Source organism: Streptomyces sp. NPDC012510, assembly GCF_042955065.1.
Taxonomy (GTDB): domain Bacteria; phylum Actinomycetota; class Actinomycetes; order Streptomycetales; family Streptomycetaceae; genus Streptomyces.
This window is the reverse complement of the sequence record NZ_JBIBEN010000023.1, coordinates 16,033-34,270: the sequence shown is the minus strand read 5'-3', so window position 1 is coordinate 34,270 and position 18,238 is coordinate 16,033. Positions and strand designations below refer to the sequence as shown.

The 18,238-nt window shown below is 66.9% G+C and carries 7 protein-coding genes; 2 read left to right on the top strand and 5 right to left on the bottom strand.

The genetic code is table 11. From position 1 onward, the window contains the following. The gene (locus tag ACFY9I_RS33330; RefSeq protein ID WP_391008384.1) at nucleotides 1-1,914 is read right to left on the bottom strand and encodes a DNA (cytosine-5-)-methyltransferase; all 1,914 of its coding nucleotides are present in this window, start codon (nucleotides 1,912-1,914) and stop codon (nucleotides 1-3) included. A gap of 850 nt (nucleotides 1,915-2,764) precedes the next feature. Between ACFY9I_RS33330 and ACFY9I_RS33325 the strand changes: the two genes are divergently transcribed. Next, complete coding sequence (locus tag ACFY9I_RS33325) at nucleotides 2,765-3,223, top strand: hypothetical protein (protein ID WP_391008382.1); 459 nt, start codon at nucleotides 2,765-2,767, stop codon at nucleotides 3,221-3,223. A gap of 227 nt (nucleotides 3,224-3,450) precedes the next feature. After that, complete coding sequence (locus ACFY9I_RS33320) at nucleotides 3,451-5,211, top strand: DEAD/DEAH box helicase family protein (RefSeq protein WP_391008380.1); 1,761 nt, start codon at nucleotides 3,451-3,453, stop codon at nucleotides 5,209-5,211. An 83-nt stretch (nucleotides 5,212-5,294) separates the two neighbouring features. Here the strand turns inward: ACFY9I_RS33320 and drmB are convergent, their stop codons facing one another. The 4 genes from drmB to ACFY9I_RS33300 form a co-directional block, all read right to left on the bottom strand. Next, entirely contained in the window at nucleotides 5,295-7,037 is a 1,743-nt protein-coding gene (gene drmB / locus ACFY9I_RS33315; RefSeq protein ID WP_391008378.1) for a DrmB family protein, read from the bottom strand. A gap of 3 nt (nucleotides 7,038-7,040) precedes the next feature. After that, nucleotides 7,041-10,949, bottom strand: a complete 3,909-nt coding sequence (drmA, locus tag ACFY9I_RS33310; protein ID WP_391008376.1) for a DISARM system helicase DrmA — start codon at nucleotides 10,947-10,949, stop codon at nucleotides 7,041-7,043. Then, nucleotides 10,942-13,143 (bottom strand): ATP-binding protein, encoded by a 2,202-nt coding sequence (locus ACFY9I_RS33305; RefSeq protein WP_391008374.1) that lies wholly within the window; start codon nucleotides 13,141-13,143, stop codon nucleotides 10,942-10,944. Before ACFY9I_RS33305 ends, drmA begins: the two co-directional genes overlap by 8 nt. Nucleotides 13,144-14,442: 1,299 nt before the next feature. Next, nucleotides 14,443-17,913 carry a BTAD domain-containing putative transcriptional regulator gene (locus ACFY9I_RS33300; RefSeq protein ID WP_391008372.1) on the bottom strand — a complete coding sequence of 1,157 codons (3,471 nt, stop codon included), beginning with the start codon at nucleotides 17,911-17,913 and terminating at the stop codon, nucleotides 14,443-14,445. Nucleotides 17,914-18,238: the final 325 nt, after the last annotated feature.

Here is an 18,238-nt window from a genome sequence, read left to right as displayed (position 1 = left end):
TCAGAAGATCGTCGGCGTCTCTTCCTGGCGAGGACAGAGCGTGGCGAGCGGGCACTCCGCACAGAGTGTCTGCCGCTCCCGGCAAAGCTCTGAGCCGATCAGCCGGATCGCAGCCATGCGAAGCGGAGCATGCTCCCCCGCGCCCAGAAGCTTCACCAGGTTGACCCTGCCCTCACTGAGACGGTTCTCGTGATCCGTCCTGACGCCGTTCATCCGAGCCGCAACGCGGATCGTGCCCTGTCCCACCAACATGATGTCATCGCCGATCAGCAACCTGTACAGCGATTCTTCGGCGGGCTTCATGGCGAGCTTGCCTGGGATGTCGAACTGGTTGCCCGTCTTCCAGGCCGCGGGTTGGTCCACCAGCGGTTCCAGGCGGTCGATGCGAGCTCGTACGACAGCGTTGGGAGCCGCGTCGATCAGCTTCTGGAAGCCCGTCGCAGTGAGCTGCTTGGACCGCCGCACCGTCGCCATCAGGGCGGCCCGCTCCTCCGGCTTCATCCTCGTTCCGGAGATCACAGCCGCCACAGCAGCATGGAACGGCACGGGCTCCGCGCCGGGGAACTCGTACCAGTCGCTCACTTCGCGTCGCTCAAGCGCCCACTTGGTGAGTGCCTGGCGGACCTGCTGCCAGTGAGGGTTGAGCCCACCGTCCGCATGAGGCTCGGCCCCCTTGAGCGGCTTGAGGACCTCTGCCGCTGCCTTGCCCAGCATGGGCGGCACCGCGTTCCCGATCTGGCGAAACGCATCGCTTCGGGTACCCGCAAAACGGAAGCCGTCAGGGAAGGTCTGGATACGGGCTGCCTCGCGCACCGTGAGCGTACGCAGTTGCTCGGGATGGATGTACCAGTAACCGTCCTTGGCGATGTGAGCAGTGATCGTCCGGCTGAGTTCGTCCCAGGACAGCTTGTTGTACTTGTCGGTGTACTGGTCGGCCTTGTACCGCTGGAACTGCCGTTCCTCGGGCTTGAGCTTCGTGTGCAGCTCCGAGTACAGCGTGGTCGAGTCCATCACGGCGAAGATCCGGTGATCGTCTTGCCGCACCCTCCGGGTCATGTGGTCCCAGACCAGCCCCTCCGGGGCGCCCTTACGCATCTTCTTGGCGAAGGACGAGATGTCGGAGGGCTCGCTGTAGGCCATCTCGCGCTCCCCGACCCGCTGCAGCGGCTCGACCTCGAGTTCGGGGAGGTCACCGATGGCGTCTCGGAGCGTGGTCCGGCCAGGCTGAGCGGCGCGCCACTCGAACCGGTCAACGTCTTTCCTCGCCAGCAGTATGAGCCGCTTGCGGTGCTGGGGAACCCCGTAACTCCATGCGTCGACGAGCCGGACCTGGGTTGCGTAGTGAAGCTCCTCCAGCTCCTCCTCGATCGTGCGGATCACGGAGAAGTCATCGCCGAGGCCCATGTCCGGGACGTTCTCCATGAGAACGACCCTGGGCCCGATCTCCTTGACGACGTCCAGGTAGGACCGCCACAACTTCTTACGGTGGTCCTCCGGGTCCCGGTTGTGGTTGGCCACGAGATCCCGGATCTTGTTACGGCCGGCCCTGCTGAAGGGCTGGCACGGAGGCCCTCCGGCAACCAGATCGATGTCCGCCGGCTCGAGGAGCTTGAGGAGCTCCCTGCGGTTGGCCGGGTCCCCGAGGTCCATGTGAAGGCTCAGACCCGGGAAGTTCGCGCGATGGGTTTCCAGCGCTCGCTCGTCAAAGTCGACTGCAGCGGCTAGCGTCCACCCGGCCTGCTGAAGGCCGGAACTCAGCCCGCCCGCTCCCGAGAAGAGATCAACAGCAAGCCTCTTGCCCCTGCCGAAGGTTTTCAGCCACTTCCCGAAGCCTTCTGGGGTGCAGCTGTTCTCGTGCGGGTCAAGCTTTAGTTGATCGCTCCGCTCGAGAGGCACACCGTAGTGGCCACCCACAGTCCGACCTCCGTCACAACGACATAAACGAGCACCAGGACATCACACAAGGGCTGGTCAAAGCAAGATTCGGAGGTCGCTGACCTCGATGTTCTGCCTGCCCTGCATTCATCTGTCGGTGCTCGTACGAGCTGTGGAGGTGTACGGAGCCCCCTGACTTCGCGTGAACGGCCTGGTGCACTCTTCGGTCTCAAGCATAGGGGACGCGTGTGGCACGAGGAGCGGGGACTACGTAACTACTACTGACGGGTTACTGCGCATCTGGACACTACGGCCGCGAGCTGGGAAGAACGCAGCCTGTGCCCTGACCGAGGCACGCACCCTGACCGGAATACCTGCATGCCGAGATCGATTGTTCGATCAAGACCAGCAGCGAACGGGGGAGTCGTGAACGATCTGAAGCTGTTCCGCATCGCGGACGGACAGGCGTCCGAGATCCCGGGCGCGGTCGTGACTCTGGAGCGGCGGCTGCAGACGCTGATCGAACGGAACATGGAGACGATGCTCGGGATTCGGTTCCTTGCGTCGGAGTATGCGACTGGTGCGCGGCACCGCGGCCGGATCGACTCGCTCGGCTTGGACGAGGACGGCAATCCGGTGATCGTCGAGTACAAGAGGTCGACCGGCAAGGCGGTGATCACGCAGGCCCTGTCATACCTGTCGTGGCTGCGGGACCATCGGCACGAGTTCGAGAGTCTTGTGAAGGACCGGCTGGGGGACCAAGCCGTCGGCTTGGTCGACTGGAGCAACCCACGGCTGGTTTGCGTTGCTGGCGACTTCACCCTACACGATGCGCATGCCCTGGAGGAGATCGGGCGCCGCATCGATCTTGTGACCTACCGAGACTTCGGTGGCGGATTTGCTGGCTCTGCAGCTTGTCGCGTCCGCGGCCGGCTCCACGCCAACGCCTCAAGTTCCAACGACGGCCGCGAACGTCACAAGCGGTGGTGCGAGGGTCAGGTCGGTCCGTCAGATCTACGACGAATCGCCGGAGTCGTTGAAGGATCTGTACGCCGATCTCGATGCCCTGCTGATCGCCTCTGGCGAGGTGCAGAAGGAGTTCCAGCTGCACTACATCGCCTACCGTCGAATCAGGAACGTGGCCACCGTCCGGTTCCAGCCTCGCAGCCATACTCTCGTGCTCACACTCACGGTTGATCCGGACACGGTCGAGCTGAGCGACGGCTTCGTGCGCGACCTCCGGGGAATCGGCTGTCTGGGGACGGGCCCTCTGGAGGTGCGGATCCGGTCCCAGGAGGATCTCGCGAGGGCCACCAGCCTCGTCCAGCGATGCGTCGAAGGCTGCTGAACAGCGTTCGGGGATGAGGTATCAGGATCCCCGCGCCACGACGACCACACTCCAGAAGACGAACCGGCCCGCCGTTGCGGTGGCGTGACACAACATCAGGAGACCTACGCCTGAAAGAAACACCCTTCTGGCCATGAGAGACTTACACACCCCCCACTGCACTGATTGGCCGTCCGTGAACGACTCAACACGGTCGGCTCTTAGTTGGTCCAGGGAGACAGTGTTCGGTGGAAGCCTTCGGCCAGTTGAGCGAGCAGGACCGCTCCCAGGCGATCCAAGTACTGCGTCGGCGCCTCGCCCCGCGGGATCTGCGAACGGTAATCGAGGATCTCGAGAGCGGAGGGAGATCTCGCTCCAGGAAGTCGGTGGAGTGGATCATCGCGGCGGTCGAGAACGGATCCGGAAGGCTGCGGTCAAAGCTTCCCGAGGACGAGCTTGCTGAGTTCCTGGTCGACAGGTCGGGCTTCGGTCTTCTTGAGTCCCGGACGCTACGGGAACGGCTTGCACTTTCTGCGTCGGAGGACGAGCTGGAGACGCTGCACGACTACCGAGGTGCCGAACGCAGCCGTGGTGGGAGCAGAGCCAAAGCCAAGAAGATCGCGGAGCGCACGTGGAAGCCCGGTAAGAGCTGGCCTCGCCACTTCGCACGAGTCCTCGATATCCCGCCTGCCTTTGCCGGCCTGCCGGGGAGCACACGGGAGCCGGACACGCTGGAAGTCGCCCCCTTCGTGCCTCTCCGAGACCTGGAGGACTTCCAACAGGACCTCAAGGAGCAGGTGATCGAGGTACTCTCCGGGGCACCGGGCGCCAACCGTGGTGTTCTGACGCTACCCACAGGAGCCGGCAAGACCAGGACCGCGGTGGAGAGCCTCATCGAGTGGCGCCTCTCCCAGCCACGCCGTCAGACCGTTCTCTGGATCGCCCAGAGCGAGGAGCTGTGCGAGCAGGCGGTCCAGGCGTTCCGTGAGGTGTGGACCGACCTGGGGCACCGCAATGACCAGGTACGGCGCACCATGGAGATTGCCCGACTTTGGGGAAGCGCCTCGGTCCCGAGCGACCCCGACATCGTGGTGGCCAGCATCCAGAAGCTTGACGCGGTTCTTCGAGGCACCAATGACGACACACAACAGGAACTCGAGCTGCTGCGCGAGAACCTGGGTGCGGTGGTTGTGGACGAGGCGCACCGGATGCTGGCCCCCAGCTACAGCAGAGTCCTGCGGTTCCTGGGAATCGAACTCGGACAGAAAGCCCCGGTTCCCGTCATCGGGCTGACAGCCACCCCCTTTCGGAGGGTCGACACCGAGACTCGCCAGCTGGCGGAGAGGTTCCACAGCAGGCTTCTCAGCTCCCGCTCCTTGGGGGACGACATCGTGTCCGAGCTCCGTCGGAGGGATGTCCTGTCACGGCCTGAGCACAAGGTGCTCTCCTATGCCGGTTCTGGGTTCCCGATGGACGACGTCGAAAGCTACCGTGAGTACTTCGACCAGTTCGAGGACTTCCACCCTGCCTTCCTCCGTGAGATCGGTGAATCGGACGCGAGGAACCGTGCTCTGCTCAAGCAACTGCTCGAACTACCGCCGGACTGGCCGACGCTGTTCTTCGGCTGCACCGTGGAACACTCCATAGCAATGGCTGTTCTGCTGCGACGCGCCGGCCGAGCCGCGGAGGTCGTCACCTCCAATACGCGCAGTGCGACGCGGCGCGCACTCATTGAACAGTTCCGCGGCGAACGCCTGTCCGTTCTCTGCAACTACGGCGTCCTCACGACTGGTTTCGACGCTCCGGCGGTACGAGCCTTGGTAGTCGGTCGTCCCACCACCAGCCCGGTCCTGTACGAGCAGATGATCGGTCGCGGCATGCGGGGACCACGATTCGGTGGGACAGAGAGCTGCCTGGTTGTGGACCTCGAGGACAACATCCGTTTCAGCGGACAACTGGCCTACAAGCGGTACTCCAGCTACTGGTCAAGCAACCAGAGCCGCCCGTAGTCCGACAGCACACCGCCTCTGCGTCGGCTGCCCCTCAGCCCACGCAGACCGATCGGTGACACCGACCCCACCCGATCAGCGGGTCACGGGAGGTTCTCAGCGAGAAGAAGGCGGTCCAACCCCTGATTACGGTGCTCACACGAGGTCTCCGACGCCAGGAGACACGAGTAGCAGGCGACTCCCTCTGCCCCCACCGACGGCGCTTCCTGACACAACGGGTCGTTCGAACAGCTCTCGACGTCTCGTAGAGCGTGCGAAAGAACGTGCTCGAACCGGTTGACGAGGGCGACCAGCCCCCCAAGGGTGCCATCTCCTCCGGGCTGGACCGTGTAGAGGAGGAGTCCACTGCCCGTGACCCTGCCGTCCTGCACGCTGAGATAGACCCGCTCACGGATCGCTGCGGACGAGTAGCCGGAGTCCACTGAGAGCGACCTGAGGAGACGGTGGGAGAGGGTATGCCACCAGACGTGTGCGGGGTGGAGCGACGGATCACCGTGGGGATCACCCCTGAACTGATCGTTCCACTGGTTGGCCCGGCTGCCTGCAAGGATGAAAGAGTCGCCAGCAAGATCGATGAAGACGCCCTCGCCGAAGAGCTCGATGCCCGGGTACCAGGTGGTGCCGTTCCAGTCGAAAGCGGTGGACATCTTCTGGGCCTTCTGCGGGTCCAGCCGCTGGTAACCGGTCTGGACCATGACCATGCGAAGACGGCTGACAGGTGCGACGCGTAGCCTGTGTCGGCGGGCGGGTCCCTGTACGAGGCGCACATCATCCTGGCGAACCTCGAACAGCGGAGGAGAGCCGGGATGCGGGTGGGGAACTGCCGGAACGCCACAGGTCGCCGCCTGGCGAAGGCGGTCGAGTTCGTCGTCACGTAGTGACGACGAACCTGTGTTACCAGCCCCCAGTAGTTCGTCGAACGCCTTGCTGATCTCGGACCAGTTCGTCTGTTTCAGGTACTCGATCGCACCCCGGGCAAGCCCGACCTGCTCGGCCTCTTCCATAAGAGCGACCTGGTCCAGGAGACCGCGGCGATGGAGTGCACCGACTGCTCCCAAAAGGGACGGGTCGTTCAGGATGTCGTGAAGCCGGGTCGGCATATCCATGATCGTCAGTGCGCTCTGGAGCAGGTTGAGCCGTAGGTTGGCAGCTCCTCGCTGGATGATGCGCGCCTTCTGAACGCACCGCGCCGTTGTCGGCGCCGGACGCCCCCCGTGCTCCACGATGCGACCGCTACAGCGCCAGGACTTCGCGTACGCCTGGCCGAAGTTCGCGGTCGCGTGGCAACGGGGGCACTCGATGCGGACGAGCCGGAGGGCGCGGCCACCTCCGTGCCACAGGTAGTGCTTCGTGCCACAGCCTCCCCCCTCGTGTACGAGTCCGTGCCAATGGACCTCGTCCAGGTGACCGTTCTCGCATGCCTGCACGAAGCGGATCGCCTCACGCCCCGCCTTCTCCTGACGCTGCGGAGCCGACACCGATGGGCACTCCGGGCATCCGTTTTTCGTCTCGTACAGAACCTGGTGCGGTCGGTGCTGTGTGCACAGGGACCAGAACGGAAACGCGTGCGTGGGGTAGATCGTTCTGTCCGAGGGAAGTCCCAGTTCGGCGTTGGTTGGCACACGAGCGATGCGTGCATTGTCCAGCTCGAGTCGTGAGAGCCGCTTGTCGACGATCTCGAAGTCCTGGGGGTTACGGCCGATCTCGTTGAAGAGCGTGTCCACCGACTTGAGTACGACCGGCCCGGATCCTGTCTCGAGAATGCTTCCAGGGCCGAGGGTGATGACGAACTGGGAGGGGCGGACCTCCTGGTAGGGACGGCTCACGGTTCATCCCCTTCCCTTGATCGTGGTGGTGGCCTCCACCTCTCGTAGGGAGTTTGGCGCGTTTCCATAAGCCTCATCCATGTTCGCGACAAGATGCGCGAGGTCGCCTAGGACGACCGGGCGAGAGGCCGGACGTGTGACCGTCGACTCGTGGTACAGCAAGGCATCACCAACACGGTCAGCGACCTCCCGCCAATGCTCCAACTCCGAGCGAGCATGGTTCTCCGTCTCCGATGACGGTGGACGACGGAGGGGCGGCTGCTGGGCGGCACGTTCCTCAAGGATGCCGGGGAGCAGGTCCACCTCTGGGTCCGTGTGGGCGTCGCTCATCTCGTGGGCACGGCAGAACCAGCCCCCGTTACTGAGCCGCTGTTGGATCCGCCACCGCTCGTCGACCTCCACCGAGCCCGTCGCGGTCGGGATCCTCGCCGCCTGGCGGAGGACACTGACCATCACCGGTCCAAGGGCCCTGTCCCTTGCCCGGGGTGCGAAGGGGTTGACGGTGACCGGCTCGACGTGGCGGTAGAGCGTGGTGTGGTAGCCGGTGAAGTACTCGTAGTGGCTGAGATCCCGCGGACGCGAGGCCCGGTAGAAGGTGACGACGAGCCCGCCGACGCCCCGGCCCACACGACCGGTGGCCTGGATGTAGGAGGATGTGGTCTTCGGCTGCCCGTGTACGACCATGAGTCCGAGTCTGTCCACGTCGACACCCGTGCCGAACATGGACGTGGCGACGACCGCGTTCGCCGGTTCCCGGCCGGGCCCCAGCCGGACTCCCAGCTCCTCGAGCATGCCCGGGAGCCTCAGGGAGCTGGTGCGGCTCGACAGCTCCATCGGTTCCTGCTCGTCCAGAGTGCGCGGCGACGCGGCGACGCTCCCGAGACGTTGGGGGATGTCCTGACGGGCCAGCGCTACGGCTCCGGCGAGTTCGCGGATAGCGTTGAAGTAGCCCACGAGCGTCCAGAACGGGTCCAACTCCGCTTGTGCGACGCCGGCCTCGAGTCGGTCGCGGGGTGTCTGGAGTAGACGCGACCACATCCGGACGATGGGTGTCTGTGCTCCTCGTCCGGGGGCGATCACTCCGACGTACAGACGACCCGCCTGCTGCGCGTCGAGCGGGTGCGAGGAACCGGTCGAGGAGAAGAACGTCTCCTCGGCACGGAGGCCCTGAGGAGGGAAGACCTGCAGGCTCCGGTCGAACAGCGAACGGACCTGCTCCTCCGCCCTCCGGACGGTCGCGGTGGAGGCAACGTACTTCGGCCTGACAGTGTTCTCGCCGTCATGCACCGTGGAGAGGAGGTCGATGCCAGCCTCGTAGAGACCGACCATGCTGCCCAGAGGGCCTTCGATGAGATGCAGTTCGTCCTGCAACACGAGGTCGGGTGGGCGGAATCCACGGACGGGAACGTCGTTCCCCGACGTCACCTCCTCGCGGGCGTTTCGTGGGAGTGTCGCCGGCCCTGCCGGAGGTGCCCAGCCCCGGTAGTAGCCCAGGTGTTCGTTGAGCCTGTCGACGTTGCCGAACAACGCACCTGCTCTCGGTTCGAACGCCAAGCGGGCGAACTTGTCCACCGTCGCCACGACCATCGACGGGCACCTGGCATAGACCTGGTCGTCCACTGTCCACGCCGGGACAGGGCAGTGCGTCGAAGAACCGTCACCCCGGTCGAAGGCCGGCGGCACAGGCCAGGCACCGACCTCGGTCGCTTCGGACCAGGCCAGGTCGGAGTTGAGCGGGCACTTCGGGTTCGGGCAGAAGATCTCGAACTCGACGGGCTTCTCGCTTCGTTGCCTGCCCCACTCGACTGTCCGCACGAAGTACCCAGGTCGGCTCGCGCGGGCGGAGACGAGCCAGGACCTGGAACCGAGCAGACGACGTGCATGCCCGTTGAACCATTTGTCGACACTCTGGTCGGACACGTCCGCAGTGACACGGAACCGAACGGAAACGGTCGCGAACGACGGGTCCGGATGACGGGTGACCGTGATCGCGGTCACGTCGAACGGCTCTTCCGACAGCTGCGACGCACCGTCCGGGCCCAGAGCCGGATCCGGGTCGCCCACCACGAAGTGCAGCACACCCGTGTCGCCCTCGCGCAGGCCTTCCGGGGGAATCGCCAGTGTCGACCTGCAGGCCGGACAGTTCAGGATCTGCGCCGGGTCACCTTCGCCTTCTTTCCCCTCCAGGATCGAGATGGCGCCGTGGGCCGTGATGATCCTGTTGTTCGCGTCACGGTATTGGAGGTCCTGCAGGTTGTTCGGGGTCACGTTGCCGCCCACCCACAGCCCGACCGAAAACCTGGTGGAGCCCCACGGCACGTCACCGAGGTCCTCCCACCCGGACGGCCGCCAACCACGCTGTCCGGGCGAGCCGCTGACCCTGAGGAACTCGCACGCCGTCACCATCGCGAGCGCCCTCCTGTACTGCTGAATGGTGAGGAGCCGAAGTGTGTACCGGGAAAGGACGGTCACTCCTGCTCCTCCCCCGGGCTCCTGCCCTCGCTGGGCACGAAGCCTCCGAAGCGCGAGGGTGAAGGCAGCGAGTCCGAGGTAAGCCTCGGTCTTGCCTCCACCGGTCGGGAACCAGAGCAGGTCACACACGTCCCGGTCCTCGTGGGCGTCGTCGACGATTCCCCGTAGGTTGACCAGCTGGAACGCGAGTTGGAACGGCCACCAGCGGTTGACCCTCCCCTTGGTCCACTGCGACTGGACGGCGATCGCCCGGTTGGCGAAGCAGAACGCGAGGAGTGCGTCGCGGTCCCCTGCCAACAGCTCGATCCCCTCGCGGATCCGGTCCAGCGCGCGTCGGCACCCGGAGAGGTGCCGTTGGGCCGGTGTACCTGGCGCATGGCCTTCAACACCGCGGGCCTGGCCCTCGATCCAGCGTTCGTAGGCGTCCGCAAGCGGCTCCAGCCTCAGGCGGAGTACGGCACCATCCGTGATCTGGGCCAGTTCCATCGGGTCCAGCTCAGGTGGATCTCCCGCGTCGGTCGGCCAGCCCTTGTCCGGAGCGTTGACGGGAACCACAGGAACGAACTCGGACCGGACGTCGGCCGGCTCGAACTCGGCCACTGTCCCGTCGTCGAACAGGTGACGTCCATCGGACCACCTGAACGGGGGCCTGGTTCCTTCCAACCCTCCCGGATGAGGGCGCTCTGGATCGACCTGACGCCAGACGGCGGAGCAGAGGTGCCCTCGGGCAAGGACGGGACGGTCCTCGTAGAGAAGCGCCAGACTCTCGTCCTCCTCGTCCTGTGCCAGGTGCTGGTGTTCCAGTGGAACCAACTCGGCTCCGCCCTGACAGCGCAGACGTACCTGGGGCTGGAACACGTGGTCCGACAGGGAGGGGTGGTCTGATTCCACAGAGCTCAGGTTGACCACGAACACCGAGATCTTCCAGATACCGCGGGAGTCCCTTCGGCTACGGACCCTCACCACGACTCCTGGGTCCGTGGGGTCACTCAGCGGGTTGTCGGCGGAACAGTCCACGTCGCGCCAGACAGCCCCGTGTGGCTCCCGGCTCCATTCCCCGTTGGCCTCCTTGCGGTACCTGGCCCACGTACAGCAGATGTCGAGGCGTGGCCTGTCAGGGGCACTGACCGCCAGGGACACGCCCATCGACGACGGCCTGGCGCGAGGGTCGAGTACCAGCGACGGAAGGCTGGCGTCGGCAGGCTGGTGTCCTGACACGGACTCGCCTGGATCGAGGTCGTCATCACCGCCCGATAGCTCGTCGCCGACGAGCTCCTGGTCCGAGTCGACCTCGACCGAAGGGGATGAGAACGGAGCCAGGACACCGACGATGTACTCGTCAAGCGGGTCCTCGTCGCCCCCCAACCTCTCCCGCGGCCCTCCCCGGGGACCGAGGATCTCAGCTACGAGGTCCTCGACAAGATGGTCTCGTTCACTCATCGGGGTGCTCCTTCTCGCTTTGTTCCTCGTGGGGGAACCCGAGAACGAACGCGGCGCCGCCGACTTCGTCCGGTTGCTCGGTCTGGTCCGCAAGACGCAACGTGCATCCGAGACTCCGGGCCAGCTCAGCCGATATGAAAAGGCCGAGCCCAGTGCCCCCGACCTTCAGGGTGCTGAAGGGTTGGAAGAGCTGGTCAACTATCTCCGGATGGACACCCGGACCCGAGTCGACGACGAGGACCTGCCGCTCCCCCGACCTCAGGTTCACCACGATCCGTCGGTCGGCAGCTTCGTCCACCGACGCCCAGTAGCTCGCGTTGTGTACCAGATTGTCGAGGATCTGAACGACTGCTGCGGGACGGCTGCGAACCTCGAAGTCGTCGCCCTCGACCGATACGTCGATCCCCTCCGCATCCAGGTTGTGCTGGTTCAGGAGGAGGGCCAGACGAACTGCGTCGGCCACACTGGCCGACCGCACACGGTCGGCCCGCCCGACGGACTCGTACGGAGCGAGCACGCGGAACTCGTTGCGCAGTGTTCGCAGGCTGACCGCAACAGCTCTGAGCATGTCACTTGCTCTGTCGTCGCCCCGCGCGAAGCCCTCCAACTGCTGCACATGCGTCGTGGCGGCGGCGACCTGGCGCCCGAACTCGTGGACAACCCTCTCGGCAGCCAGCCCCGTTGCAGCAAGCTGGCGCATGATGTCCCGCCGCCGCTGCCGCTCCTGAAGGTCTGCGCTGACTCCGTCGAGTTCGTTGACCAGTTCGGACAACGCCTGTCGCTGCGTCAACACAGCTGCCCGCTCGGGGCCGTGCTTCTCCACCGCGGTCTGTGCCTCAGAGGGATGAGCGGGCCGGGGGGACCAACGTACCGGCACGTCATCGCGCGCCGTCTTCTCGATAGCCGAGGCGAGCGCCTTGGCCGTCCGTATGCCGTCAGTTGCGGTCACCGGCCGTCGCCCCGCCCCACCTGTCGGCCGGTCCCGACGCCAGTGCGAGGTGAACAGTCTGACAACCGACCGCACCAGGGTCCGCAGGTCCTGGAAGGCCTGGTTCTCGATCAACCCCTCCCGGTTCGTCTTGTCCCGCAACTGGAGGTTCGTCGTCTGGTCGACGAGTACCAACCCGATCACCTGGTTGTTCCCGACCCGCTCGGCCGGGGCTTGGATCCGCTCCTGGTCCAGGAACAGCCAGTCGTCACCTGGCTCACCGTAGGGCAGCGCCCTCAGACCGTCCCGGAACAGCGACACCCCGCAGTGCGCGTCGAGCTCGCGACGGGACACACCGCTCGTCTGAAGGAAGTTGCTCGACCGGTCCCACACGTAGAGGTTCACCCAGAACGGACCGCAGTCAGGGACTCGGCCGGCCAGTTCGTCACCGCCCAGAGCGAGCAGGGATTCGGTTCCGGATCGGGATCTCGATGCCACTGCAGGGTGCCGACAGGTGTACTCGTAGTCGCACCCACCGTCAGCGTCCACAAGCACCCGGAACTCGTAGTGGGCGCGATCCAGGATGTCGGTCGGGTCGATGTCCTGGAGTTCGGGGTAGTCCGGGCACACGAGTCCCACCCGGAAGTCCGCCACCTCGCTGACCGGGTTCTGCAGCCGCTTCAGTGTCCGGTGTACTTTGCGAACGAGCTTTTCGTTCCACGGGCCACGGCTGGTGCGGATCTCGAGTCGCGTGCCGGTCGACTCCCCCACGAACACCTCAGGGGAACGTTCCACGGCCGTCAGCCTGAGCCCGTCGAGGAACGTGTCGGTGGCATCGAACCGGTCCCAGTCGATGTCAAGACAGATCTCTTCGCTGTCGGCCGCCCGCGTGACGAGTCTCAGGCGTCGGCCGAGATGATGGACGGCGAACCGCCCGACGCCCTTCTCCCCGATCGGCAACCGTCCCCGCGGGGTTCGTTCCGCCCTTTGCTTCTTCCGTTCCTTGTGGTCGACCGCGGGACTGAGCCACTTCCCGACGAGGTCGTCGAGTGTCATCCCCGAACCGTTGTCCTCGACGACAACGAGTGCGGTCGCCGGATGGGCAAGATCCAACAGTTCGACAGTCACCTCGGTCGCGTCGGCGTCGTAGGCGTTCTTCACCAACTCCACGAGACCGACGGCTTGGTCGCTGATCAGGTGTTCACCCAGAACACTGACCAGGCGGGCGCGCGGCCTGAACGCCACGGAGTGAGTTCGTGCGGCCATGTCAGCCGTCTTTGCGGGAACGACGAAGCGCTGCGAGGATCCCCGAGCGTTTGCCTCTCCACCCCCCGGCCTCGTCAACATCCCGCTGACTCCTCACACGACCATCGCATCGTGTGCTGTTCTCTCTGAACAACTTCCCCCCTGACCAACCGGATCCGCCCACCGACTTCGGACCTCACACGAGAGTCGCTCTCGCCCGTTCCCCAGCCGGCCAGCGCTGACAGACGTTCCATCACCCGGTGGATTGGAGTCAGACCGGATCAAGAACTCGTTCACCCCCAGGACGGGACACGATACTCCTGGCACCACCAGTGCATCCTGCATCCCGCGGGTCACGCAGAAGGTACTCAGCGCTGGGGCCGCTCAGCGAGAAGCGGGCCTCAGGCCTGCAGCTTGTTCATCAGGCGTACACGACCGGTGTCCGCCTATCAGGCGCCTACACGGGGTTGTTGACAGGGCAGCAAGTCCTCCACATTTATCGAGACCGTTGCAGGAGCGGGGTTCCCAGAGCCGTCCGGCTATCCGACAGCCGTCTCTTCCAGAACTCTGGAGGGAAACACCACACGCCCCACGCGGGTGGTGATGGCAGGCGGATCGCCCGCGCCAGCGCGAACAGCCCCGAGGTGTTGCCACGTTTGCCAGGTCAGCTCCCAGAGACCGGGGAGCATGGGCGCATGGACAGCACCGCGCGACCGGCTTCGCACATGGTCTCGAGGGCGCCATTCTCCATTGCGACGGCGCTGCCGGCCGTTCAAGGGCGGCAGCGTCGTGCGTTGCAGGAGATGCTCCAGCGCGAGCCCGCACACCGACGGCCCCAGGTCAGCAGCCGCCTGCTGGTCGGCGCTCGGAGCCTGCTCCAACAGGTCCGGCCAACGCACGACGATCACCCGCTCCCAGAGTTCGGGCGGTACCGTGTTTGCCAAGTGGTGGCTTTCTCCAACGGGAAGGTCCCTCAGCCGTCGTTCGGCCTCCTGCGTCTGCCCCACATAGCACAGCCCCGTACCAGGAAGTGAAACGCCGTAGAGCACAGGGCCAGTCATTTCAGGGCAGGTCTCAGTGCGTTGTGGCAAAGGGAGTGCCTGTTCGATGAGCAGGGGCTTCGTCGTGTGCGGGGCATGATCGCGGCGGGGTAGGGGCAGGCAGCGGACGGCTTGTTGTGGATCGAGGAGGGTGCGATGCCGTCGGTGCTGGGGTTGATGGAACAGCGTGAGGCGCGGGCGAGGCAGGATCTGCCGCCACGGTTGAGCCGACGCGAGGCCGGAAGTCCGGCCCCCACTCCGCTCAGGGCAGCGGCGGGCCTCAGTGCCGCTGGGCCGGGATGCCAAGTGCCCGGAAGATCTCCAGGCTCTCTCGCCAGTACGGCGCAGGGTCCTCTTCGCCCATCGCGTCGACGGCCTGGCCGAGAAGGTCCAGGGCCTGGGCCTGACCCTTGCGGTGGCCGGAGTGGCGGTGCATGGCCAGGGCCTGGCGGGCGTAGTCGGCTGCGACGGCGGGTTCGCCGTGTTCCAGGCCGCCGCGGGCCAGGACGGTCAGTGCCTCGCCTTGCACCAGGACGTACTCCGTGCGGCGGGCGATGCTCAGCGCTGTGGCCGCCTGTTCGCGGTCCAGGGGGCGCCAGCAGGACGCCAGCCCGATCAGGGAGCGCGACTCCAGGTCGTGCGCGCCGCGCTCGCGGGCCAGCTTCAGTGCTTCCCGCCATGCATCGGAGGCTTCGCCGGGCCGGTCGAGGGCGAGCAGCACACTGCCGAGGGTGAGGCGGGCGGCGGCCCGGAAATATCCGTCGACGTCCTGGTCGCTGAGGGCGGTGGCGGTCCGTGCCAGTTCCAGGGCGCGGACGAGGTCGCCCGCGTCCCTGCGGGCGGAGGCGGTCAGCCGCAGCACATACGCCTCGCCCCCCAGGTCGCCGCACTCCCTGGCCGTCGTCAGGGCCGCTCGAAGGTGGCGCGTCGCATCCGCCGTGTCGCCGAGCAGGTGCCGGACACGGCCGAGGTCGGCCAGCCTCCGTATCTGATTGTGCTGATTGTCCAGGGCCGCCGGAAGGCGTTCCGCCCGAACGAGGCAGTCGAGTGACTCGGACAGGCGGCCCAGGTCACGCAGTACGTGGGCGAGGTTGCCGAGGACGACGGGGTGCCCGTCCGACAGGCCGCCATGCCGGTCGAGTTCCATGGCTCGCTCCAGGTGCTCCGCGCTGCGCCGCAGCCGGCCGCTGAGCCGGGTGATCATGCTGAGATTGGTATGCGCGATGGCGGCGCCCTCCGGCCAGCCGACGGCCTCGGCGAGGGCGAGCAGCTGCTCGAAGTGGGTGGTCGCGGTGTCGGCGCGGCCCTGCTGCACGTGCGCGTGGCCGAGAACATGGTGCATGGCGGCCTCGGCGAGAGGCTCCCCGGCGGCGCCGGCAGCTGCCAGAGCGGCCTGGCCGAGGGCCGTCCAGTCCACCGTGTGCTTGCGTATCCAGGCGTAGCCGCGCAGGGCGTTGGCGAGCAGCCAGGCCGTGGGACGGCCCTCGGCGGCGGCCTGGTGAACGGCCGCCGCCAGGTTGGGCAGTTCAGCGTCCAGCCAGCGCATCGCCGCCGCGGCGTCGGTGATCTCCGGCAGCTCCGCATCGCCGCGGGCAGCGTTCTCGTCACCGGGCAGGCGCTGTTTCATCCCGGGATAGAGCAGGAGCGCGCAGCGATCCACGGTGGCCAGCAGCCAGGCGTAGAGGGCGTCGGAGGCAGCTCGGCGGGAGGCACCGGTCTCCTCCAGGCGGAGCCGTTCGGCGGCGTACAGCGCCACGAGGTCATGGAAGCGGTAGCGTCCGGGCCGGTGCTCGCGGAGCAGGTGGGCGGCGGTGAGCCGCTCCACCAGCCGGGCGGCGTCCTTGATGGTGGTGCCCGTGACGACGGCGGCGGCCTGGAGGCCGGTTTCCGGGCCGGGCAGGAGGGCCAGCAGGCGGAACATCCGCCGGACCGGGGCGTCGAGGGCGTGGTAGGAGAGATCGAAGGCGGTCCGTACGGCAGTGGTCCGGTCGCCGGTGACGGACAGGGCGGTCAGCCGGTCGCCCTCGCGCAACTCGTCGACCTGGTCGCGCAGGGTGCGCCAGGGGGTGTGGTCGACGTTGGCGGCCGAGATCCGCAGGGCCAGCGGGAGGTGGCCGCAGGCGTGAGCGAGGTCCGCCGCGGCCTGCGGGTCCGCGTCGACCCGGCTCTCGCCGAGGGTGCGGCGCAGCAGCAGCCGGGACTCCTCCGGAGCGAACATGTCCACCCCGATACGGCGGGCCCCGTCGCGGGCGGCCAGACCGGCCAGCCGGTCTCGACTGGTGACCAGTACCGCGCAGCCGGGGCCGCCGGGCAGCAACGGCCGGACCTGCTCCGGGTCCACGGCGTTGTCCAGCACGACGAGCATCCGCCGTCCGTCGGTGAGTGTGCGGTACAGGTCGGCGGCGGTCTCGGGCGTCCCGGGAATCCGCTCCGCCGCCACGCCCAGCGCCAGCAGGAACCGGGCCAACGCCTCGACCGAACGCACCGGAGCCTGCGCCGAGTGACCTCGCAGGTCCACGAACAGCTGACCGTCCGGGAAGTGATGGCGTACCCGGTGCGCCCAGTGCACCGCCAGGGCGGTCTTGCCCACGCCCGCGGCGCCGGTCAGGGCACAGACCACGCTCCCGCTCGCGGGGTTGTCCCCGGCAGCGGCGAGCAGGGCGTCCAGACGTGCCAGGTGATCGTCGCGTCCGGTGAAGAACGCCGCGTCGTACGGCAGCAGCGCGGGGGCTGTCGACGGGGTGAGAGGCGCCGGTGACGCGGTCGCCCGGGCGGCGGAGGGGGACGGGACGTCCATGCGCAGGACGCGCAGGTGGGCGTCGGTCAGTTCGGGGCCGGGGCGGACGCCGAGCTGTTCGTCCAGGCGGTCGCGCAGTGCCGAGTACAGGCTCAGGGCCGCGCCCTGTTCGCCCGAGGCGGCGAGCGCCAGCATCAGCCAGGCGTGGACTCCTTCGTGCAGTGGCTCCAGGTCGGCCGCCTTGCGCAGTTCACGGACGGCGTTCCGCGGCGTGCCCTCGCTCAGGGCGCCGTCCGCGTACGCCTGGACCACCGAGAGCCGCAGCCGGGTCAGCGTGACGGCCGAGGGGTGCTCACGTACCCGGGAGGGCATGCCGTTCAGGACCGCGCCGCGCCACAGCCGTAGCGCCGACTCCGCCTGGGCGGAGGCGTCGTCCGCGCCTTCGGCGAGGGAGGGCAGGACGCGGGAGGCCAGGGCGGTGAACCGGGCCGCGTCCGAGCCCTGTTCGTCCAGGTCCAGCAGGTAGCCGGCCCGGGTGAGGCGCAGCACGCCGCCGGGCGGGTCTTCGGGGCGGGGCACCGGGGTGAGCAGTCGGCGCAGTCTGGCCACGTACGTCTGGACCATGTTGAGGGCGCTGGCGGGCGGGTGACCGTCCCACAGGGTGTCGACGATCTCGTCCGGGGACACGGGCGTGCCGGGATGCAGGCCGAGCAGGGCCAGCAGGCTGCTCTGTTTCGGTCCGCCTGGTTCCGTGGGCCGTCCCGCCACTTGGAGCCTGAGCGGGCCGAGGACGTCGAGTCCGAGCTGCCGTGTGTCGGGGGACTCCGGTTCGGTGTCCGGTCCCAGCGCCGCGATCAGTCTGAGCACCGAGGGGCTGTGCGGCGACCGGGCCCGGCCGCGCTCTATCTCACGGATGCTGCGGGTACTGACTCCGGCGAGTTCGGCGAGCTGAGCCTGGCTCAGCCCCAACCGCGCCCGGTGGCTTCGAAGCCAGGCCCCCAACTGCTCAGGCATGCGGCCCAACGTGTCCCAATCTCCCGGCCAGGCAGTGGCCGTACGGTCGCGTGGAGAGATCAACCTCTGCCGGCAACCGACTGAGAATCCCTGGGCGGCAGGCCCTCCGCGGCTCACTGGAGCCGGACATGACAGTACGTCAAGCAGTCCTGGCCGCACGCCTCTTGCCGCACATGGTTGCCGATTGCCGTTCAACCGGCAACAGTTTGCCGCCCCAGGGCCGGCCCCGACGCCGGAAGCCGCCCATTTCCGCAGGTCGGAACGGGTTGTGCCACGTCGAACGAGAGTGGTTCCGCGATCCAGCAGCGGTCCAGTGTTTCGTCGT

Bases quoted from the DNA above. Each gene is read 5' to 3' on its own strand.
- drmA (WP_391008376.1), bottom strand. From the start codon at position 10,949: ATGAGTGAACGAGACCATCTTGTCGAGGACCTCGTAGCTGAGATCCTC.
- ACFY9I_RS33305 (WP_391008374.1), bottom strand. From the start codon at position 13,143: ATGGCCGCACGAACTCACTCCGTGGCGTTCAGGCCGCGCGCCCGCCTG.
- ACFY9I_RS33300 (WP_391008372.1), bottom strand. From the start codon at position 17,913: ATGCCTGAGCAGTTGGGGGCCTGGCTTCGAAGCCACCGGGCGCGGTTG.